The following is a 20,606-nucleotide window of genomic DNA, read 5'->3' as shown; positions in this document are numbered from 1 at the left end:
CTAGGACGGTTTCAGTGAGCACACCCCAGCATCCCCATGACAACGATGCCGGGACGAATCTGATGGCCGTGGATCTCGCGGCTCGCATCACCGCCGCGGTGGTAGCCAACGGCGGAACCGTTGCGGAAGCCACCCGCTGCGGACGCGAAATATTGCACCATGCCCACGCCCCCACCCCGACCTGGATGCAAGCTACGGCGCAGTTGCAGTCAATTGGACCGACCCCGCCGGTGAACCCAGAGTGCGCATGGAACGTGTGGACTCCTACGGGTTCGACTTCGGGGTGCTAACCCGCGCAACCAATATCGCAGCGGACTACACCCAGAGCACCATTGACCTGCCCACAGCGCGGGAACAGATGGACAACATCGCCACGACTGGTAAGTCATGGTCCAAAAAGGCCACCATCATCGCCACTGCCGCAGCCGGTGCCGCCGCACTCCTGGTGTACGGCGGTGACTGGATCGTCTCTATCGCAGGCGTCATTGCCTACCTCACGCTGGTGTTCATGATGCAGAAGTTGGGCTCGCTGCGGTGGCCCTCCTTTTTCATCCAGATCGCTGCGGGAATCCTCGCGTCGACGGCCGCGGCAGCCATGCGCATCCTGGATCCCAACGTCGATCCCACGTCCGTGGTGATCTCAATCATCATCATCATGATGGCCGGCATGACCTCAACGGGGGCCGTCCAGGACACCATCACCGGCAACTACATGCACGGCCTGGGCAGAATTTACGAGGGTCTGGTCAATACCGCCGGTCTGGTCGTAGGGGTCCGACTGGGTGCCGCGCTCTTCAATGCCCTGGGCGTTCCACTACCGGTGTCCAACGAGGTGAGCCTGGCAAGTATCCCACTGTGGCTCATGGTCATTGCCGCGGCCCTCGTGGCCGTCGGCAACGGCATCATTCTGCAGTCCCCGGCGCGCGTCGTTTTCTCGGCAGCAACGCTGGCCATGATCGTCTACCTGGTCTACGCGGCCCTTTCCACAGGACAGGGTGCGGACGCATGGGCCCGAGGTGTTGCAGCGTTCGCCGCCGGAATCGGTACAGCTATCTTGCCCCGAATGGTCAAAGCGCCAACCTCGTCCATGGCCATCTCATCGTTCCTGGTCCTACTCCCAGGAACCCTGACCTACCAGGGCATCTGGGGTTCTTCTCTCGCTGGCGACCAGGCGCTTTACTACTTGTCCTCCGCGTTCATCGCCGCGCTCAGCCTGGCCACGGGGCTCATGGTGGGCCAATACGTGGGAGTGGTCACGCTCAATACCCTCAACGTGGTGCGCAACCGGATCTTCACCCCCATGTTCTTCTCCCGCGCATCCAACCACCCGCTCACCCGCCGTGGCGGCAAGACCTCCAACGCTCGGGACACGGAGGGCACTTCGGACACGGACACCCAGGAATAGCCTGAGGTGAGGGAAACGCAGCCGCAAAGTCTCGTGTGATGAAAATGCCGAAAACCGGCGCGGATTCGACACTTCCATCACTTAACACTGTGTTCAAGCAGTTTCCTCACTTGACGTTCCGCTCAGCCTGACGACGCAGCCGCGACCGGTCTTTTAGGTCCGCCCAGCATCTGCCCCCTCCGCACCTCGGTACCTCAGCACCCCGGCACCCCGGCACCCCGAACACAGCCCACACCGCTCTCACCGCCCTCACGAGGCGACCACTCTCGTCTGCACTTATAGTGAGCTAGACTTTAAGGTGTTAGAGTCGCTCCGACACTAACCGCGCGGCTCCGTGCCGCGACGAGCAGACAAGGAGCCACCATGACTGATCAGCGCGTGCTCCTGGCCGTGTCCACGGTGATTTTCACGGTTCGCCCCACCGGCGCCAACGGCAGCCACGAGCTCTGGATGCCTCTGGTCCGCCGGATCCGCGATCCTTACCGCGGCATGTGGGCCCTACCTGGCGGGCCGCTCCGCCCCAATGAAGCTCTCGAGGATTCCGCCCTGCGCGACCTCACCCTCACCACCGGCCTCGCGCCCACCCACCTGGAACAGCTGGCCACATTCGGTGGTCTGACCCGCTCCGCCGGGGCTGAGGAACGCCAGGTCACGGTCGTTTACTGGGCCTCGCTTCCCCCGCAAGAAGCCGCCATGGGCGAGAACGACATCAACGTCACCTGGCTGCGCGCCACCGACCTACCGGACCTCGCCTTCGACCACTCGGACATCGTCACCCACGCCCTGGATCGGCTGCGGAACCGCATCGCCGAACCCACCGTGGCCAAGGCCTTCCTGCCCGAGACCTTCACGATCGCCGCACTCCGCGAGGTGCATGAGGCGATCATCGGAGACGCCCTGGACCCCGCCAATTTCCGCCGCCACGTCCTGTCATCCGGCCAACTCGAGGACACCGGCGAGCGCTTGGAAGGCACCCGACATCGCCCGCCCAAGCTCTACCGCTTCGCATCGGCCAAACCATCCAAGCTTTTCAGTCACCCCACGTCAGACCGTTCCGAGGAGACATCATGACCTCCGTAGCCACCCAGCTCAACCTTCTGCCCACCCGCCCGTCCGGCACCGCCGTGACGCTGGAGGGCGGCTCGTGCAACAGCTCCCTCACTCAGGATCCGTGGGATTTCCCCACCCCGCTCGTGGAGGGTTACGGCCCCGGCGCGTCCCAGAACGACGTCGCTCCGGCCGGCTCTCCCGCCCAGCCCACCATTCCGCAGCGCTACCGGGATGCCTCCCCCGAGGAACTGGACGCCATGATCGTGGCGGCCAAGGAAACCCTGGGCGAGCGCGCCGTCGTCATGGGGCATTTCTACCAACGTGACGAAGTGGTCAAGCACGCGGACTTCATCGGCGACTCCTTCCAGCTCGCGCAGCAGGCCAAGGCCCACCCCGAGGCGGACGCCATCGTGTTCTGCGGTGTGCACTTCATGGCCGAGACCGCTGACATCCTGTCCCAGGACAACCAGTCCGTGATCCTGCCCAACCCTGCGGCGGGCTGCTCCATGGCCGACATGGCCGACGAGGAATCCGTGGAGGACTGCTGGGCGGACCTCATGGACGTGCTCGGCCCCCACGCCGTGGATGAGAACGGCCAGACGGTCACGGACGAGAACGGCGAGCCCCTCGCCTCCGTGATCCCCGTGACCTACATGAACTCCTCCGCGGCGCTCAAGGCGTTCTGCGGCCGCAACGGCGGTATCGTGTGCACGTCCTCCAACGCGCAGACCGTGTTGGAGTGGGCGTTCAAGCGCGGCCAGCGCGTACTGTTCTTCCCGGATCAGCACCTGGGGCGCAACACCGCCAAGGCCATGGGCGTACCCCTCGAGCAGATGCCCATGTGGAATCCCCGCAAGGAACTGGGTGGCAACACCGCTCAAAGCCTCAAGGATTCGCGGGTGATCCTGTGGCACGGCTTCTGCTCGGTCCACAAGCGCTTCACCGTGGGTCAGATCGAGAAGGCTCGCGCGGAGTACCCCGGCTGCACCGTGATCGTGCACCCTGAGTCCCCCATGGAGGTCGTGGACGCCGCAGATTCCTCCGGTTCCACCGACCACATCCGCAAGGCCGTTCAAGCTGCCGAGCCGGGTCAGACCTTCGCGATCGGCACCGAGATCAACATGGTCAACCGCTTGGCCGCCGAGCACCCCGAGCACACCATTTTCTGCCTGGATCCCGTGATCTGCCCGTGCTCCACCATGTACCGTATCCACCCGGGTTACCTCGCGTGGGTTCTGGAAGAACTGGTGGCCGGTCGCGTGATCAATCAGGTCTCCGTCTCGGACAGCGTTGCTCAGGAGGCCTCCGTGGCTCTCGAGCGGATGCTGGCCGCCGTACCGAAGAAGTGACTGATGACTGACGTGATCGTCGTCGGCAGCGGGGTTGCCGGCCTCAGCGCGGCGCTGTCCGCGGCTGAGACGGGCGCCCGCGTCACCGTCATCACCAAGGCCTCGCTCACCCTCACCGCAACTGATCGCGCGCAGGGTGGCATGGCCGCAATGACCAGCAGCCTGCCCGACGGCCAACCCAAGGATTCCGTCCAGTTGCACGTCCAGGACACCCTGGTCGCGGGCGCGGGTTTGTGCGAGCCGCCGGTAGTTCAGGGCGTGGTCCAAGATTCCGCCGACGCCGTTCGCGACCTCACCGACCGCGGCGTCGCCTTTGATCGCGTGGCGGGGCCCGGATCGCCCTGGGTTCAGGGTTTGGAAGCGGCGCACAGCGTGTCCCGGATCCTGCATGCCGGAGGTGATGCCACGGGTCACGCGATTCAGGAGGCGCTGTCCGCGCGGACGCGTGATGCCGCGGCAGTCGGAGATATACGACTTATGGAATACACACTGGTCACCGGCGTGCTGACTGATGGTCAACATGCCATCGGCGTCACGATCCGCCCCGTACTTTCAGACGGCCAGTTGGGCGCCGAGGAGTTCCTCGCCGCCGATCACGTGGTGCTCGCAACCGGTGGTGCCGGTCAGCTGTATCCGTATACGACCAACCCCGAGGTGGCCACCGGGGACGGCATCGCTCTGGCTCTGCGCGCCGGCGCCGAGGTTCGGGACCTGGAGTTCTTCCAGTTCCACCCCACGGCGTTGGCGGCACCGGGATCGTTCCTGATTTCGGAGGCAGTCCGCGGTGAAGGTGCGGTACTTCGTGATCAGCACGGTCACCGCTTCATGACCGATGTGGACCCGCGCGCAGAACTCGCGCCGCGAGATGTCGTGGCCCGGGCGGTCTTCGCGGTTCGCACCGGCTCTCCGAATGGCGCCGTGTACCTGGACTGCTCGACCATCCCCGTTCCGGATGGGCTGTCGAGAGCAGAATTCCTGGCCCGGCGGTTCCCGACCATCGACGCGAGCCTCAAGGCTCACGGCATCGACTGGTCCACGGAACTCGTTCCTGTGAGCCCGGCCGCGCACTACCACATGGGTGGCATTGTCACCGATGAGCTGGGGCATACCACCGTGGCCGGCCTGTGGGCCGCCGGGGAGTGCTCGAGCACCGGCATGCACGGAGCCAACCGTTTGGCATCCAACTCCCTGCTGGAAGCGGCCATCTTCGGCCGGCGCATTGGTGAACTGGTGGCCGAACCCTGGTCCGGGGCACAACGTGCGTCCTCGAGCAGCGATTCCGAACGGGCGCCCCACGAAGTACTGCGACCACTGGCCCGGTCCCGACAGGAACAAGAACCTCCGACACCACGGCAACCTTCAGGCTCGACCGATCCTCTTCACGCAGCCGAGGATTCTGCGCTGTCCTACACCGGGCGGACCGCGGAGAAACAGATCGATCCATCCCCCACAGGATCAGTGGAGCCCACCGAATCATTCTCCCGCGAGGCACTTCAGCACACCATGTGGCAGGGCGCCGGGGTCTTCCGAACAGCTGAGGGCCTCGAGCAGGCGAAGGCGAGGCTGGAAGGCTGGCTCGCGGCGTCGTCGGCGGTAGCGGATGCGAGCGCCCCCGAAACCCTGGCCGACGCCGAAAACCGAAATCTCCTGACCGTGGGGCACGCGCTGGCGACCGCCGCGCTGGCCCGCACCGAATCCCGCGGGGCCCATCAGCGTGCGGATTACCCCGCGACCGACCCCCTACAGGCCGTAAGCACCGGGTGGGTTGCCGCGCGATCCGTGACTCCCGCCCACGAAAGGACAGTCCATGCTGACTCGCTCAGCCGTTGAAGCCGTGATCCGCTCGAGTCTTGCCGAGGATGCGCCGTGGGGTGACATCACCTCGGAACTCGTGATCCCCGCGGAGGCTACCGCCACGGCGACCATCACCTCGCGCGAAGAGGGCGTGTTCGCCGGAGAGGAGGTCATTCGTACGGGCTTCACCACCGTGGACCCGCGCCTGGAGGTCACGCTCCACGCGCGCGATGGCGACAAGATCACCCCGGGAACAGACATCGCAACTATCACGGGTCCCGCACGGCCCCTGTTGACCGCGGAACGCACGGTGCTGAACCTGGCGCAGCGGATGTCCGGGATCGCCACGCTCACCGCCCGGTACGTGGCCGAGGTCGAGAAGGCCGTTGCGGAGGTGGAGAGCGCCAACAAATTGCCCGCCGGAACCATCACCCGCACCCGCGTGGCCGACACCCGCAAGACCACCCCGGGACTGCGAGCGCTGGAGAAGCACGCGGTGACCTGCGGAGGCGGACACAATCACCGCTTCGGACTCTCGGACGCCGTGATGCTCAAGGACAACCACCTGGCCGTGCTCACCGCCGGCGGCGCGACGATTACCCACGCGCTCCGCGAGCTGCGGCGGAATATGCCTCATACGACGCACATGGAGGTCGAGGTGGATCGGCTGGATCAGATCGAGGACGTCCTGGCAGGCGGCGTGGACACCATCATGCTCGACAACTTTGCCCTCGCGGACCTGGTCAGCGGCGTGGCCATGGTGGACGGTCGCGCGATCGTGGAGGCCTCGGGGGGCATCACGTTGGAGACCACCGGCAAGGTCGCATCCACCGGCGTGGACGTCATCTCGGTCGGGGCCCTCACCCACTCGGTGCGGGCGTTGGACCTGGGCCTGGATATCGCGCTGGACTAGCCCTCACCCACGGCCGTGGATCAGCACCTGATGCCCCTGTTGAAGTGTTTCTTATTCTGATATGTTTCTTGATGTGAGAAACGAGTTCTATGAAGAAACAGTGGTCATGCCACGCTGTCTTGAGATCCTCGCCGCTGCGTTGCCTGACTCCTGGGACCTCGAAACGGTCAACCACAAGGACTTGGGACGCTCATCCCCTGATGCCTTTGTGACCATCAGACCGCCAGCTGGATCATCCGTACTCCTGGCAATCGAAACGAAAGGCACACGTCTCCGAACAGACGCTATCGCGCACTTGAGGTCAACCTTCAGCGACGTCCCTGGGATTCCATGTTTGTTGTCGGAATACTTCCCTCCACGCACTCGAGAGCTCATGGCCGAGGTGGGATTCAGTGGCGTGGATACCACAGGGTGGATCCATATCGTGAGTGATCAACCCCCCGTCCTCATAGACCGACAGGGGGCCACTAGAGCGCCTCGAGAACCAAGAAAAGAGAACATCGAACGATTAACCGGTACCTCCACTGCGCGGGTTCTTCGCTACCTAGTGACGGCGTCTTTGCCACAGGGAGTACGAGAAATTGCTGACGATTGTCATGTAAGCCCGGGCACGGTCTCCAAGTTATTGCCAACATTTGAACGCGAGGGGATTATGCCGCCTCGAGATCGGCGAGGCCCCGTGGAATCCATCAACCGGAAGGACCTGATCGACCGCTGGGCCCAAGACTACTCGCTGGCTAAGGGCAATTTCCGCGTCGAATCATTCTTAGATCCTCGCGGGCTACAGCACGCAGCAGATGCTCTGACGCGCGACGATCGAACCGTTCTCACCGGTGTCCACGGAGGCCTCGCCTACTTGAATGAAAGCCAGACTCCCGTGGTCAGCAGCAAACAACTCACTGCTTACTGTGACAACCCTCAACGTATCGCTCGCGAGATCGGCCTCTACCCCGTCGAAAAATCCAAGTCCAACGTGGTGTTGATAGTCCCGAAGGATCCCGAACTGCTCCAGAAAACCCGGTACAGCGAGAGAGCTGGCGGTTGGGTAGCCCCGTTGGGGCAAGTCTTGGTAGACCTAAAAACCTTTCCCGGCCGGGAAGCGGACTTAGCCAACCAGATCATTGACTCCCTTTCCGAACTAGGCTCCGATTCGGAGTATGGATGGACCATGTGGTCTGAGAAGAAGGAGGCGAAAACGAAATGAGTCTTCCTCCGGAGTACATAGCAGCTAGGTCGGTCCTGTTGGATGGCCTGGAGGCATTACGCGATCACCTCGATCACGTAATACTGATCGGCGCTCAAGCCGTCTATCTATGGGCCGGCGAGGGTGACTTCTCGGTTTCCATCATGACCACAGACGCCGATCTAGCCCTCAACGCCGCTGAGCTGAGTCCAGAGCCGCTGATTCAAGACGTTCTCGAAAAGAATGGCTTCATCACGAAAGCTGGGGGCAATCCAGGCCAGTGGATCGGGCCCACCGGGATTGCACTTGACCTCATGGTGTCAGAGCACCAGGCAGGCGAAGGACGAAGATCCGCCAGGATTCCTCCTCACGGGAAGGAGACCGCAAGACGTGGCCGGGGTCTTGCGCCCGCTCTGGTGGATTTCGAAACTATAACGCTCGGCGCTTTGGAACAGGACGACGGCCGTACGTGTCAGGTGAACGTGGCCGGACCTGCAGCGCTCATCGTAGCCAAGTGCATCAAGCTGAAAGAGCGGCTCGAGGACAAAGACACTAACAAGCGGGATCGGGTCAAGCCGAAAGACGCCCTCGATATTTTGCGTCTCCTGAGGGCTGTTGATCTTGACAGAATTGCCGACGGATTCTCCCGCCACCAAATGGACTTGGCTGCCGCACAGGAGTCGAACGAGGCTCTAACTTTCCTGGTTGCCCAGAGCACGACCCTGACGCCCACACTTCCCGACTTAGCCGAACAGGCTGCAGCAGGGGACGAATCCGCAGCACTCAGTTTCACGATCCTGGTTCAAGAACTGTCGAATGTTCTGAATTCTCGATCATAAGGGCCTGCAACAGGACCGTCAGCCCTTACCCACGACCGTCAGCAGCACTACGGAGTCCTCATGAGCATGCAGGGAATGTCGTTGCTGCGGGATCGCAGTGTAATCGGAGGAGTGCAGGGTGATGGACTCGTCACCGGCGATGAGCTCGACCTGGCCGATGATCACCTGGATCGTGGCTTCGCCCGGATTCTCGTGTTCTTTGAGATCCTGACCTCGAATCAGCGCGATCATGGTCTGCTGCAGCGTGTGCTCGCGGCCGCCGTACAGGTTATGCGCGGAGCGGCCGCTGGTCGCTTCGCGAGCCTGGTTCAGCATGGACTGGGCAATGGTGGTCAGCGTGTTTTCTTCCATGCTCCATCTTTGCAGCTCACCGCATCACGCGTCACGGGCACAACACGAGAGTCACCACGAGAGGTCACGTCATGATCTACCTGGATCACGCAGCCACCACAGCACCGCGCCGCGAGGTACTCGAGGCAATGTGGCCGTGGCTCACCCACGAATTCGGTAACGCGTCCAGCCATCACGAGCGCGGCCAGCGTGCCGCACGCGCGTTGGACGACGCCCGCGAGCGCGTCGCGGCGGTCTTGGGCGCCCGCCCGGGAGAGATCATCTTCACCTCTGGCGGCACCGAGGCCGACAACCTGGCGGTCAAAGGCATCGCGTTGGCCCGTCGCGAGCGCCAGCCGGGGCGCAACAGGGTGCTGATCAGCGCCATCGAGCACGACGCCGTTCTGGAATCCGCCCGCTCGCTCGCCCAGTTCGATGGTTTCACCGCCGCGGAGCTGCCCGTGGACGGCTCCGGGTTCGTCTCGCCGGGTATGTTGCGCGCGTTCTTGACCGACGACGCCTCACGGCCCGGTGCGCTCCCCAGCGCGGGCGCATTACCGCGGCACCCCAAAACGGCTGGCGCGGGCGAGCCTGTCGTAGCCAATGCGTCCGGGACCGCGGGTTCCGACTCGGTAGCCATGGCGTCTGTAATGCTCGCCAACAACGAGGTGGGGACCGTGCAGAACATGTCGGCTCTGGCCGAAGTTGCCGCGGAATTCGGCGTACCTCTGCACACGGACGCAGTGCAGGCCGCAGGCACCTTACCGCTCAGGGTCACTGACCTCGGGGTCAGCGCCCTCACGCTGGCCGGTCACAAGATCGGCACTCCACAGGGCGTGGGTTTGCTGTGGGTCAAGCGCGGCACCCCACTACGTTCGCTCATGAGCGGCGGTGGTCACGAGCGTGGGCGCCGCTCCGGAACCTCCAACGTTGCCGGTGCCGTGGGATTGGCCACCGCCCTCGAACTGGCCGAGCGAGAACGAAAGGAATACACAGCCCGTGTCGCCGCTCTACGCGACCGACTGATCGACGGCATCCTCGGGGCCATGCCCGGCACGCTCCTGACCGGTCCGGATCCGCGTAAAACAGTGAATCTCCAGGAAACCGGCGTCGCAGCCAGCGCAACCGCGAAAGACACACACGTGACCGATCCGGACTCGGCAGACATCGCCGCAGGAGCCAGCGCGGCCACGGCAACCGCAGCGGCGTCGGCGTCGGCGTCGGCAGGATTGAACGGCAATACGCGCCTGGCGACCAACGCGTCCTTCTGCTTCCCCGGCGTGAACGGGGAGACCGTGCTCGTGGATCTGGAGAACCAGGGAGTGCTGGTCTCATCCGGTTCGGCGTGCGCGACCGGTTCATCGGAGCCGTCCCACGTGCTCACGGCCATGGGAGTTCCCGCGGAGGTGGCCACGACCTCGGTTCGCTTCAGCCTGGGCAGAGAGACCACGGAGAACGATATCGACACCGCGATCCGCGCCACTGCACAGATCATCGCGGAGCTGCGCAGCTAGCCCGCACTCTGATCAACGGTACGACCTGGACTCGAGCCGGATCCGGCGTTGTCGTCGATCAGTCTGCACAGGCCGCCGACCAAACCACACGGCAGGTCAGAACACGGCGCGGTCGGCGAAACCTACGGCTTCACCTCGTACGGCGGGGTCTCACCGCGAGCCATGGCCACCGCGTTTTCCGCAGCTTTACGCGCCATACCCGCGCGGGAACCGCCCTCGGCGGAACCCACATGCGGCAGCAGAAACGCATTGGGCAGCTCGACCAGACCGTCGGCCATCTCGGGCTCGTTCTCGTACACATCCAACCCGGCCGCGAAGATCTCACGGTCCCGCAATGCACGAACCAATGCATTTTCATCGACCACGGGACCGCGGGCGGTGTTGACCAACACCGCGGTGGATTTCATCCGCCTCAGCACCTTCCGGTCGATGAGGTGCGTGGTCTCCTCGGTGAGCGGCACATGCAGCGAGATGAAATCGCTCGTCTCGACCAGTTCGTCCCACGGCACCTGAGTCACGCGCCCGGCCAAGTCACCCAACTCATCGTCGGACACCGGGCGGTCGTGTGGTGGGCGCTGCGTGAAGATCACCTTCATGCCGAAACCCAGGGCACGTTGGGCCACGGCCTTGCCGATCCGGCCCATCCCCGCGATACCCAGTGTGGCTCCGGTGATGTCCTGGCCGACCAGCAGGTTGGGTCCGATGCCCGTGAACCGCCCCTCCCGCAGATACTCGGAGGCCTCGTGCGCGCGACGAGCGGCGCCCAGCAGTAGGAGCATGGCGGTGTTGGCCGTGGCGTCGTTGAGGACGTCCGGGGTGTTGCCCACGGCGATCCCGTTCTCCGCGGCGGCCGGTACATCGATGTTGTTGTAGCCCACCGCGTAGTTGGCGATGCCGCGGATCTTGGCCTGCGACAGCAGCTCGGCATCGAATTTGTCCGAGACCTGCGGGAGCACCACGTCGTACTCGCCGCTCGTGACGGCCTCGCGCAGCTCGTCCGCGCTCACGCCGTCCTTGATGACGACGTCGCCCGCCTCCTTCAAGATGGACGGTCCCGGTTCCGGGATCTCACGGGTGACCAGAAAACGAGGTGTACTCACGAAATCTCCTCAGGTATGCAGATAACTCTGGGGTGGAAACGGCTCGGTGGGGCAAAGCGGGCGTGGCCGCGAGCGCCGTCGGCGATCAGTGCGATCGAAAGGTTCCTGCTCGGGGAGAACGAAACCCCGCGCGACAGCGAAGGCTGCCGGGCGGGGTTTCGATTCACCTCACAAAAGCGAGGTACAAGCTGGAAGTCTCAATCAGATGAGGGACTTGGCGCCGGTACGAGCCTTCTCGAAGCGCTCTGCGACGTCTGCCCAGTTGACGATGTTCCAGAAGGCCTTGACGTAGTCAGCCTTGACGTTCTGGTAGTCCAGGTAGAAGGCGTGCTCCCACATGTCCAGCTGCAGCAGCGGGATGGTGGCAACGGGAACGCCGTTCTGCTGGTCGTACATCTGCTCGATGACCAGGTTGCCGGCAATGGGCTCGTAAGCCAGGATGGCCCAGCCGGAACCCTGAATGGTGGTGGCAACCGCGGTGAACTGGTCACGGAAGTTGTCGAAGGAGCCAAAGAAGTTGTCGATGGCTGCGGCGAGCTCGCCCTCGGGCTTGTCGCCACCCTCCGGGGAGAGGTTCTTCCAGAAGATGGAGTGGTTAATGTGGCCACCCAGGTTGAACTGGAGATCCTTGGAGAGCTTGGCTGCACCGGCAGCGTCACCGTTGGCGCGAGCCTCTTCCATCTTCTCCAGGGCAGTGTTTGCACCGGTCACGTAGGTGTTGTGGTGCTTGTCGTGGTGCAACTGCATGATCTGAGCCGAGATGTGGGGCTCAAGAGCGGCGTAGTCATACGGGAGATCGGGCAGAGTGAACTTTTCAGCCACAGTGAATCATCCTTCCTAGCGCTTGGCGTTGATATTTCCACCTAACGCCAGGGCCCTCGACAGGGTCAAGAAGGTTCAGCCACTAGCGTAGGAAAGGTACTTTCCTCGTCATAAGTTGTCATGTGGATGTCTTATTCTCGTGTGCGTGCCTGATTCACCTGATTCATTCGAAGAACTCCAACCCACCCCCGGCCCCATCATCCCTGCCCGTGAGGAACACGCGCAGGGCATCGTCGACCTGCGCAACCGGATCGCCCGCTGGCTCCAGGGCCGCGGGATCGACCAGTGGCGGGAGGGGGAATTCGATCCGCGCGACGTTTCCGAGGAAATCGGCCGTGGCGAGTGGTCGGTGATCGAATCCCCCGAGGATCCGACCGTGGTGCTCGCCAGCGTCCAGGTGCTGTGGGAAGACCTACGGATCTGGGGCAAACAGGAGGAACCCGCCGGCTACGTGCACGGCGTGGCCGTGGACCGATCACTGCGCAGCACCGGCACGGGCCCGGCGCTGATCCGGCACGCCGAGAAGGTCACGCGGGATTCGGGGCGTTCAGTGGTGCGTCTGGATTGCGACGTGAACAGTCCTCGGTTGGCCGAGTTCTACCAGGGCCTGGGATACCTACCGTGCGGAACGCAGGATTTCTACGTGGCACACCAGGATTTCCACGTGACGGTGCTGCGCCACGAACTTCGGCTGAATTGATGCGCTAGGCGGGGCGGGTTACGTGAGCGATTCGAGACGCGGCTCGTCCGGGGTGAGGTCCGACGCCGCTCGGTAACGTTGCGCGCCCGTCTCCAGCAGGTGCTTCAGATTCTTGTTGTCATCGCGTGACTGGTTCTGAAAACTACGTTCCACCAGGCGTTTGATGAACTGCTTGTTCTTGGGCACGCACAACCGGTAGTGGCAGGTCAGCCGGGTGCTCCCGTGATCCTCGACCCACTCGTACGTGGTGTCGATGAAGAACAAACCCTTGGTGGTCCGGTACGCCAGCGTCTGTCCCGGAATGTACTGGGACACGATCTGGATGTAGTCGAAGTGCAGTCCGTACTGCGTGGTCACGAAGGTGACGGTGGTTCCGGGCCTCATGATCGGATCAGACGTTTCCACGTTCTCGCGCATGCACGTGCGCCACTGCGGCAGCGCCGGTGCGTCAACGAGCATGCGCTCCACCACGTTGGCCGGCGCATGAATAATCAGACGTTCCTCGAACTCAACAATGCTGGACTCAGCCAATCCAGTTTCCCCTCACGTTCGTAGACCCCACGAGCGTGCGCCTCCCTTGCCCTGTTGACGCTCGCTCTTCCCCTTCAGCTTAGAGGGTGAACCCTACCGACAACCATGGGTGTCAGGAAACGTCGAGTTCCCCCGCCCGCCGCTGCGCCGAGGGGAAAACATGTCGCGCATGTTCCGTGAGGCGGTGCGGACGAATTTCCGCGCCACTGCTCGCGTCGCCGGTTTCTTCCACCACAGGGGCCCCGTGAGGCGGTACATCGCATCCACCGTGACCAACGTGCCCACCCCCTGCGTCTTCCAGGAGTACTCGATGGTGACATCCACGAACCCCTTGGTAGTGCGCTGAATGAACGACACACCGGAAGTTCGCGCGGCCACGATCATCACATAGTCGAACGACAACGGCCCCACATTGACCGTGAATTCCATGGCGTCGCCCACGTCCAGAGGAACCCCGGATCCCGCGGGGCCAGACAGTTCCAGCTCGTTCCAAGCGGCAATGGATCCTGGGGCCCTGAGCACACGTTCGAACTCATCAGCAGTGGCCGGGACGAATTCCTGGGTGCTGATCAAAAAACCGTGCGGTGTATCCGTTTCGTGCATGGTTTATCCCTCAAGTAGATCCCCAGACGCAACATCTCCCACATACCCACCAGCCCATCCGGTAGGTCCGTGCTGCCGCGTCAATGCCTATTATCTTGGCCCACATTTCTTGGAAGTCCACTCCGCACAAGTGTGGGCGCTCTGTGCACAGGGGTGGAGAAAGTTATCCACAGGTGTGGACACAGTTGTGAATAATTCGAAGATCTGTCTGATTGCGCTCGAGAGCGAACATTCGTTCCGGTCCGCTGTGCCGTGTTTTCAAGGGCTGGGGCCGCTCACCAGTCGAACACTCGTGCGTCACAGCGGTGGAATCACAACCGTGTGAGTTTTCCACTGTGTGGACAACCTCTGTGGATAACCCACACAGGTGTGCGGAAAAGAAACCAAAGAAAATCCCGCCCGGGTCCACCAGGCGGGATTCTTCGGACACCTCAGCGTCCGTCAGACAGTTTTTTCTGCACCTTCGCGCGAGCGGACCGCGTTCTGCTGAACCGGGATCACACGGATCCACCAGAAACTGTGCGCGTCCAACAGGATGCCGCCGCGCAGATCCACAGTCCCGTTACCGTGTAGTTCCACACCCGTGGGCAGGAACCCGGACAGCGTCTCCCCAGTCACGTACTGCGACCAGTCGCTGAAGTTGGCCAGGCACAGCACCACACTGTGCTCACCGGGGCGCTGATAGCCCAGAACATGGGGGTTGTGGGTGTCGAACGGAATCAACCGGGTGCCGTCGAACTCCTCCGTCTGCTGACGCACCGAAATCATCCGCTGGATCCCACCGAAAATTCGACCCTGCACGGAGAAGAGATCGTGGCGACGCTCGTAGTCGGCCCGTGAATACTCGGGCCGGTGCACCCACCGGGCGTCGTGAGAGTTGTCCGGGTTCTCAGCCCAAGCGGGGTCGTTGAGCTGGCCCACTTCGTCCCCGAGATAGATCAGAGGGACACCGCCGGTGCTCATGGCCAGTGAGTACGCCAATAGAATGCGGTCCGCCGCCGGGCCGGGTTCGGTTTCGAGTCCCATGAGCGAGGCTGTCGTCCCGCAGATTCGACAGTCGCCGGTCCGGGGATTGTCCTGGAACGCCACGCCATGGGCGAAACTGCCCTGAAATCGTCCGGTATAAAAGGCGTTCAGGAAGCGACGGTGATCGTAACCGTCGACCCCCACCCGTGCGGCGTCGTCGTCGGAGAAGGTCCACCCGATGTCGTCGTGGCTGCGCACGTAGTTGACCCACGCGGTGCCCTCGGGGGTCGTGTGGCGCTCGTTGATCGCCTGCTGCAACAGCGCGACCTTGCGCGTCGCGCTCGCTTCCCAACCCAGGGCCATCTGGAGCGGGTTGTAGGACAGGGTGCACTGGTCCGTGTCGATGTACCGGATGACCTCGTCCGGGTGGACGATCGCCTCGGACTTGAACTCCACGGCAGGGGCAGCCAGCTTGACCATCGCGTTGAACGCGCGCAGCAGATCGTGGACCTGCGGCTGAGACTCACACGTGGTTCCCAACTGTTTCCAGATGAACGCCACCGCATCCAGCCGCAACACCTGTGCGCCCTGATTGGCGAGGAACAGCATTTCCGTTGCCATGGCCCGAAAGACCGCGGGATTGGAGTAGTTCAAATCCCACTGGAAACGGTGAAACGTGGTCCACACCCAGCGGGGATCCTCTTCCAAACCACTGGCCGCGCGACCGGCAGGGGTGGCGTCCACGCGGGTGAACACACCGGGGTGATCGTCCGGAAAGATCTCGCGAGCGGTTTCCTCGAACTGGGCCGGCACGGTGCGGTCCGGATAAATCCAGTAGAACTGCTCGTAGAACGGATCCCCGGCAGCCGCTGCCTTTGCCCATTCGTGTTCGTTGGAGGTGTGGTTGAAGACGAAGTCCAGCACCAGGGCAATGCCCTCGGCTCGCAGTTCCTCCGCGAGTTCCGCCAGGTCGTCCATGGTGCCCAATGCGGGATCCACACGCCGATAAGAGGACACGGCGTAACCACCGTCGGAGTTGCCCTCGGGGCACTCGTACAACGGCATCAGGTGCAGGTAGTTGAGACCAAGTTCCTTGAAGTACAGGATGCGCTCACGCAGTCCGGCAATAGAACCCGCATAGCGATCCACGTAGCAGACACCGCCCACGGCCTGACGGGACATGAACCACGACGGCTCGGACTCGCGCTCCACATCAAGCTCTTTGAGGCCTTCCGGGCGCTCGGAGAAGGAGTCCCATGCGGTGAGTACGCTGGCCGCGGCCAGATCCCAGAAGTCGGGGCGCTGGCCGTAGACGGCGCGCAGTCCCGTGACGAGTTGACCGACGTACTTGCTGAGCCTGCGCAGGAAGACTTCGCGGTCTGCGGACCCAACACGGTCATCCTGGCTCAGGCGTCGTTTCATGGCACCGATGAGTTCGTCACGGCTCGTGACGGTCGGGAGGATCATTTCTTGTTGAAACATGGTGCGGTCTCCTCGGTCTCCTCACGAACACGGATCTGTGAGGTGGTTCCGAGCTCGAGATCCCCCTTGACGCCGAGCCCTTTCGAACAGTGCCACCATCCGATGAATCGTGGCTTCCCCAGCATAGACATCTTTGTTATTGCGCTAACAAGGTGACGCGTACGTGTCGCATTTTGTAACCCTACGTTTACTGCACAGGTTGTGCACAGAGTTATCCACAGGTGTGGAAACTACGGCGTGTCGAATGAGAATTGACCTGCTCAAACGTTGTGTTCGAGCAGGTCAACCCCGATTTCCCACAATGCCCACCGGCTGTGGACATCCCCTGTGGAAACTAGGACTGGTAGCCGTTCTCCGACAACCATTCGGCGGCAGCATCTGCCGGGTTCATTTGCTGTTCACCGCTCACCTTGCGGTTCAGATCGATCAGGTCCTGGGTGGTCAGCTTGCCCGAGAACTCGTTCAGCGCGTCCTGGGCCTCCTGCGGAAGGCGGTCCGGAGCGGTCAGCGGGAGCACCTGCTGCGCAATGAAATTGTTCTTGGGATCCTCCAGAACCACCAGGTTCTCGTCCTCGATAGCCGGGGTGGTCGTGAAGATATTGGCCACCTGTACGTCACCGCTCGTGAGGGCCTGCACGGTCAGGGGGCCGGAGCCGTCATTGATCGGTTCGAAGGACTTGAACGTGCAGTTGTACTTCTCTTCCAGACCCTTGACACCGTAGGCGCGTTCCTGGAACTCGGGCGGGCCGGCCATGATGAATTCACCGCACACCGGTGCCATGTCCTCGATGGACTTCAGGGAGTGCTCGTCCGCGGTGGCCTGGGTGACCACCAGGGAGTCTTTGTTCTCGGCGTCGGAGGCCTCCAGCACGGAGAGTCCCTCGGACTCCAAAGCACCCGGAAGCGCGCTCATGATGTCCTCGGCGGAGGCCTGGGTGGCCTCGGTGTCGGCGAACAGCAAGAGGTTGCCTGAGTAGTCCGGAACCACGTCCACGGACCCGTCCTTGACCGCGCCCGTGTACGCCTCGCGGGCGCCAATGCCCGCATTGGTCTCCACCGTGAGACCCGCATCCTTGAGCACGCCCGCGTAGAGTTCCGCGATCACCTGGGACTCGGGGAAGTCCGCCGACCCAACCGTGATCGTCTCCGAGGACCCGCCCGAAGCGGCGTCGTCACCGGAATCGTCGAGTGGATCGGAACCGCCACCGCACGCGGTGAGCACCAGCGCCAGGGCGAAGAACCCGGCCAGCCACGCGCCCGCGCGCCGGAAAAGTGAAATGGTCATGAGCGTTCTCCTGCCAATCTGAGCCCCGGCGAGGTCACCAGGCGTTGAATCAGAGCCAATATTGCGTCCGCAGCGAGCGCAAGCACCGCCACGAGTACCACGGAGGCCAGCATGCGTGAGTAGTCGCGCACGGCCAGCCCGTCGATCAAGTATCTTCCCAGGCCACCCAGGTTGATGTAGGCCACGATGGTCACGGTCGCGAGCACCTGCAGTGCGGCGTTGCGAATGCCGCCCAGGATCACGGGCAGCGCCACGGGGATTTCCACGCGCGTGAGCGTCTGCCGCTCGGTCATGCCCATGGCGCGGGCGCCGTCCACGAGCGCGGGATTCACCGAGGCGATCCCGGAGTACGTTCCGGACAGGATGGGCGGGATGGCCAGCAGCACGAGCGCCAGGATCGGTGGCATCAGGCCGAGTCCCATGAGCAGGGTGAACAGCGTCAGCAGACCCAGTGTGGGCAGCGAACGCAGGGCGCCGGTGATACCGACCACTACACCGCTACCGCGCCCGGTGTGCCCCACCCACAGCCCCAGCGGCACGGCAATGATCAAAGCGATGGCCATGGTCAGGGCCGTATAGCCCAGGTGTTCGAGCATGCGCTGCGGGATGCTGGCGGCACCTGTCCAGTTGGTGGGGTCCGTGAGAAATTCGATGGCCTGGTCGATCAGGTTCATGCCTTCGCACCCCCTGATTCGACGCTGGCGATGGAGCGGGCACGCTGGGAGTCCTCATCCCGGGTCTCGGTCTCGGGACCGGCAGCCGAGCGCTTGCCCGTGCCGTCACCACGCCGTTCTCGGCCTCCGTTGCCGCTACTGACCTGCCCCGCCCGGCGCCACTTAGTGAGCACGTGACCGACCAAGCGCAGCAACTGATCCAGCACCACGGCCAGGATCACGGTCGCGATGATGCCCACCACGATCTCCGACATGATGGAGCGCCGCAGCCCGTCCGTGAACAGCGTGCCCAGGGACTGAATACCGATCACCGCGCCCACGGACACCATGGAAATGTTCGACACCGTGGCCACGCGCAGCCCCGCAATCATTACGGGCACGGCTAGCGGCAGCTCCACGCCGAAGAAGCGGCGCACGGGCTTGTAACCCATGGCAGTGGCGGCCTGCAGAATGTCCTTGTCCACGGCCTCGAACGCATCCACGCACGAGCGCACCAAAATCGCGATCACATACAGGGTCAGCGCCACGATCACGTTGATCAGCGAGGTCATTTGGGTGCCCAGGATCAGTGGCAACACCACGAACAGCGTGAGTGAGGGAATTGTGTAGAGCAAAGACGATCCGGTTACGAACAGCGGCCGCAGCCACTTACTGCCGGCGGCCAGCCTGGCCAAGGGCACCGAGATCAGCAGTCCCACCACCACGGGAATCACCGATTGCAGCAGGTGGGTTCCCGTCAGTTCGAAGACCGTGGACCAGTTGTTCGACAGCCAGTTCATGGCCGCTCCCGCCGGTCGGATCGCTCGTTGCGTTGCTCCTCGATGGCCCGCATGATTTCGTCACCGCGCAGGATTCCGGCCAGCGAGCCGTCCTCGTGAACCGCCACAGCCTGTCCCGACGGCGAGGAGAGCGCGGCGTCCAGGGCGGTACGCAGCGAGTCGCCGGCGCGCCACAGCGTGCCGCCCACGCGCAGTTCTTCACGCGGCGCGGGGTTGCCGGCACCGTCCACGGGCAGCCAACCCAGCGGCGCGTTGCGTTCGTTGACCAGCAGGACCCAGCCGTCCGACGACGCCGCTATCGCACCGTTTCGTGCGCCGGCGTGCGTATCGCCGTGGGCGGCGTCGTGAGAACCGCCCTCAGCGCCGTCGGCCTGCCAGGGCGCGGACGAGCCGTGCCCGGAATCGATCCGCGAGCGCTGGCCTGTCTCCGCGTTGAGCACCGTGACGGGGTGGACGGCCACCGGGGCGCGGTCGAAGGTCAGGGAGCGGAAGCCGCGGTCGCGGCCGATGAAGTCCGCCACGAAGTCGTCGGCCGGAGCTCGAAGGAGTTCTTCCGGGGTCGCGTACTGGGCCAGCTTGCCACCGCGGGCGAAGACGGCCACGCGGTTACCCAGGGTGATGGCCTCGTCGATGTCGTGGGTGACGAACACAATGGTGCGGTGCAAGCGCTTCTGCAGGTCCAGGAGTTCACGCTGCAAGTCCTGGCGCACCACGGGGTCCACCGCGGAGAAGGGTTCGTCCATGAGCAGGATGGGCGGATCAGCGGCAAGCGCTCGGGCCACGCCCACGCGCTGCTGTTGACCACCGGACAGTTGCGCCGGGTAGCGGGTAGCCAGGGACTCGTCGAGCCCCACGGAACCGAGGAGTTCACGAGCATTGGCGCGGGCCTTGGATTTGGACACCCCGTTCAACCGGGGCACGGTGGCGATGTTGTCCTCCACCGTGCGGTGGGGCATGAGCCCGGACTGCTGCATCACATAGCCCATGGAACGGCGCAGCTGCGCGGCGGGGACGTCCGCCACGTTGCGACCGTTGATCTCCACGGTGCCGGAGGTGGGTTCCACCATGCGGTTGAGCATGCGGAGCGAGGTGGTTTTGCCGCAGCCCGAAGGGCCCACGAACACGGTGAGTGAGCCGGTGGGGATCTCCAGATCCAGGTGGTCCACGGCGGTGGTCCCGTTGGGATACACCTTGCTCACGCCTGAATAGCGAATGGCCGTTTCGGTCATGCCCTTGAAGTCCCTTCGATGGCGTGCGTTCATCCTATCCAGCGCAATCATCAGTGTG

20 protein-coding genes are annotated in these 20,606 nt (G+C 63.5%); 9 read left to right on the top strand and 11 right to left on the bottom strand.

The window, feature by feature from the left end:
• Positions 1-11 precede the first annotated feature (11 nt).
• Entirely contained in the window at positions 12-167 is a 156-nt protein-coding gene (locus CKW39_RS15420; protein WP_158222917.1) for a hypothetical protein, read from the bottom strand.
• Here CKW39_RS15420 and CKW39_RS06165 point away from each other — a divergent pair.
• From CKW39_RS06165 to CKW39_RS06135, 7 genes are all read left to right on the top strand, one after another.
• Entirely contained in the window at positions 137-1,405 is a 1,269-nt protein-coding gene (locus tag CKW39_RS06165) for a threonine/serine exporter ThrE family protein (protein WP_368630714.1), read from the top strand. The genes CKW39_RS15420 and CKW39_RS06165 overlap by 31 nt on opposite strands.
• A gap of 363 nt (positions 1,406-1,768) precedes the next feature.
• Entirely contained in the window at positions 1,769-2,476 is a 708-nt protein-coding gene (locus CKW39_RS06160) for an NUDIX domain-containing protein (RefSeq protein WP_143469941.1), read from the top strand.
• Positions 2,473-3,804: a quinolinate synthase NadA gene (gene nadA, locus CKW39_RS06155; protein WP_095797259.1), complete on the top strand. Its 1,332-nt coding sequence runs from the start codon at positions 2,473-2,475 to the stop codon at positions 3,802-3,804. Before CKW39_RS06160 ends, nadA begins: the two co-directional genes overlap by 4 nt.
• Before the next feature lie 3 nt (positions 3,805-3,807).
• Positions 3,808-5,634, top strand: a complete 1,827-nt coding sequence (locus CKW39_RS06150) for an L-aspartate oxidase (protein ID WP_095797258.1) — start codon at positions 3,808-3,810, stop codon at positions 5,632-5,634.
• Entirely contained in the window at positions 5,612-6,511 is a 900-nt protein-coding gene (gene nadC / locus CKW39_RS06145; RefSeq protein WP_095797257.1) for a carboxylating nicotinate-nucleotide diphosphorylase, read from the top strand. The genes CKW39_RS06150 and nadC overlap by 23 nt, the downstream gene beginning before the upstream one ends.
• A gap of 679 nt (positions 6,512-7,190) precedes the next feature.
• A complete protein-coding gene (locus CKW39_RS06140; RefSeq protein ID WP_095797256.1) occupies positions 7,191-7,715 on the top strand; it encodes a hypothetical protein in 525 nt (174 codons plus the stop codon).
• Positions 7,712-8,533: a GSU2403 family nucleotidyltransferase fold protein gene (locus CKW39_RS06135; RefSeq protein ID WP_095797255.1), complete on the top strand. Its 822-nt coding sequence runs from the start codon at positions 7,712-7,714 to the stop codon at positions 8,531-8,533. The genes CKW39_RS06140 and CKW39_RS06135 overlap by 4 nt, the downstream gene beginning before the upstream one ends.
• An 18-nt stretch (positions 8,534-8,551) precedes the next feature.
• On the opposite strand, the gene CKW39_RS06130 is transcribed toward CKW39_RS06135, so the two are convergent.
• Positions 8,552-8,884 (bottom strand): cupin domain-containing protein, encoded by a 333-nt coding sequence (locus CKW39_RS06130; protein ID WP_095797254.1) that lies wholly within the window; start codon positions 8,882-8,884, stop codon positions 8,552-8,554.
• Positions 8,885-8,955: 71 nt separating this feature from the next.
• On the opposite strand from CKW39_RS06130, the gene CKW39_RS06125 reads away from it, so the two are divergent.
• Entirely contained in the window at positions 8,956-10,377 is a 1,422-nt protein-coding gene (locus CKW39_RS06125) for a cysteine desulfurase family protein (RefSeq protein ID WP_095797253.1), read from the top strand.
• A gap of 122 nt (positions 10,378-10,499) precedes the next feature.
• On the opposite strand, the gene CKW39_RS06120 is transcribed toward CKW39_RS06125, so the two are convergent.
• Both CKW39_RS06120 and CKW39_RS06115 read right to left on the bottom strand, forming a co-directional pair.
• Complete coding sequence (locus tag CKW39_RS06120; protein WP_095797252.1) at positions 10,500-11,477, bottom strand: D-glycerate dehydrogenase; 978 nt, start codon at positions 11,475-11,477, stop codon at positions 10,500-10,502.
• A 201-nt stretch (positions 11,478-11,678) separates the two neighbouring features.
• Positions 11,679-12,299 carry a superoxide dismutase gene (locus CKW39_RS06115; RefSeq protein ID WP_095797251.1) on the bottom strand — a complete coding sequence of 207 codons (621 nt, stop codon included), beginning with the start codon at positions 12,297-12,299 and terminating at the stop codon, positions 11,679-11,681.
• Positions 12,300-12,444: 145 nt separating this feature from the next.
• Here CKW39_RS06115 and CKW39_RS06110 point away from each other — a divergent pair, with 145 nt between their 5' ends.
• Entirely contained in the window at positions 12,445-12,999 is a 555-nt protein-coding gene (locus tag CKW39_RS06110; RefSeq protein ID WP_238663066.1) for an N-acetyltransferase, read from the top strand.
• Positions 13,000-13,017: 18 nt separating this feature from the next.
• On the opposite strand, the gene CKW39_RS06105 is transcribed toward CKW39_RS06110, so the two are convergent.
• The 7 genes from CKW39_RS06105 to CKW39_RS06075 form a co-directional block, all read right to left on the bottom strand.
• Positions 13,018-13,530 (bottom strand): SRPBCC family protein, encoded by a 513-nt coding sequence (locus tag CKW39_RS06105; protein WP_095797250.1) that lies wholly within the window; start codon positions 13,528-13,530, stop codon positions 13,018-13,020.
• A gap of 93 nt (positions 13,531-13,623) precedes the next feature.
• Positions 13,624-14,133: a hypothetical protein gene (locus CKW39_RS06100; RefSeq protein ID WP_095797249.1), complete on the bottom strand. Its 510-nt coding sequence runs from the start codon at positions 14,131-14,133 to the stop codon at positions 13,624-13,626.
• Positions 14,134-14,574: 441 nt separating this feature from the next.
• Positions 14,575-16,581 carry an amylosucrase gene (locus CKW39_RS06095; RefSeq protein WP_095797248.1) on the bottom strand — a complete coding sequence of 669 codons (2,007 nt, stop codon included), beginning with the start codon at positions 16,579-16,581 and terminating at the stop codon, positions 14,575-14,577.
• A gap of 334 nt (positions 16,582-16,915) precedes the next feature.
• Entirely contained in the window at positions 16,916-17,866 is a 951-nt protein-coding gene (locus CKW39_RS06090; RefSeq protein ID WP_095797247.1) for an ABC transporter substrate-binding protein, read from the bottom strand.
• Positions 17,863-18,540, bottom strand: coding sequence for an ABC transporter permease (locus CKW39_RS06085; protein ID WP_095797246.1), 678 nt, complete (start codon positions 18,538-18,540; stop codon positions 17,863-17,865). The genes CKW39_RS06090 and CKW39_RS06085 overlap by 4 nt, the downstream gene beginning before the upstream one ends.
• Positions 18,537-19,319, bottom strand: a complete 783-nt coding sequence (locus CKW39_RS06080) for an ABC transporter permease (RefSeq protein ID WP_095797245.1) — start codon at positions 19,317-19,319, stop codon at positions 18,537-18,539. The genes CKW39_RS06085 and CKW39_RS06080 overlap by 4 nt, the downstream gene beginning before the upstream one ends.
• The gene (locus CKW39_RS06075; protein ID WP_095797302.1) at positions 19,316-20,548 is read right to left on the bottom strand and encodes an ABC transporter ATP-binding protein; all 1,233 of its coding nucleotides are present in this window, start codon (positions 20,546-20,548) and stop codon (positions 19,316-19,318) included. The genes CKW39_RS06080 and CKW39_RS06075 overlap by 4 nt, the downstream gene beginning before the upstream one ends.
• Between the last annotated feature and the right edge of the window lie 58 nt (positions 20,549-20,606).

Origin of the sequence: Kocuria sp. WRN011 (genome assembly GCF_002295155.1) — a bacterium.
In the GTDB taxonomy this organism is placed as follows: domain Bacteria; phylum Actinomycetota; class Actinomycetes; order Actinomycetales; family Micrococcaceae; genus Kocuria; species Kocuria carniphila.
Note: the sequence above shows the minus strand (reverse complement) of the source record. Positions and strands in the feature narration are given on the sequence as shown.

Coding starts and splice junctions, on each gene's coding strand:
- CKW39_RS06075 (WP_095797302.1), bottom strand. CDS start 20,548: ATGACCGAAACGGCCATTCGCTATTCAGGCGTGAGCAAGGTGTATCCC.
- CKW39_RS06095 (WP_095797248.1), bottom strand. CDS start 16,581: ATGTTTCAACAAGAAATGATCCTCCCGACCGTCACGAGCCGTGACGAA.
- nadA (WP_095797259.1), top strand. CDS start 2,473: ATGACCTCCGTAGCCACCCAGCTCAACCTTCTGCCCACCCGCCCGTCC.
- nadC (WP_095797257.1), top strand. CDS start 5,612: ATGCTGACTCGCTCAGCCGTTGAAGCCGTGATCCGCTCGAGTCTTGCC.
- CKW39_RS06090 (WP_095797247.1), bottom strand. CDS start 17,866: ATGACCATTTCACTTTTCCGGCGCGCGGGCGCGTGGCTGGCCGGGTTC.
- CKW39_RS06150 (WP_095797258.1), top strand. CDS start 3,808: ATGACTGACGTGATCGTCGTCGGCAGCGGGGTTGCCGGCCTCAGCGCG.
- CKW39_RS06085 (WP_095797246.1), bottom strand. CDS start 18,540: ATGAACCTGATCGACCAGGCCATCGAATTTCTCACGGACCCCACCAAC.
- CKW39_RS06135 (WP_095797255.1), top strand. CDS start 7,712: ATGAGTCTTCCTCCGGAGTACATAGCAGCTAGGTCGGTCCTGTTGGAT.
- CKW39_RS06100 (WP_095797249.1), bottom strand. CDS start 14,133: ATGCACGAAACGGATACACCGCACGGTTTTTTGATCAGCACCCAGGAA.
- CKW39_RS06130 (WP_095797254.1), bottom strand. CDS start 8,884: ATGGAAGAAAACACGCTGACCACCATTGCCCAGTCCATGCTGAACCAG.
- CKW39_RS06125 (WP_095797253.1), top strand. CDS start 8,956: ATGATCTACCTGGATCACGCAGCCACCACAGCACCGCGCCGCGAGGTA.
- CKW39_RS06160 (WP_143469941.1), top strand. CDS start 1,769: ATGACTGATCAGCGCGTGCTCCTGGCCGTGTCCACGGTGATTTTCACG.
- CKW39_RS06080 (WP_095797245.1), bottom strand. CDS start 19,319: ATGAACTGGCTGTCGAACAACTGGTCCACGGTCTTCGAACTGACGGGA.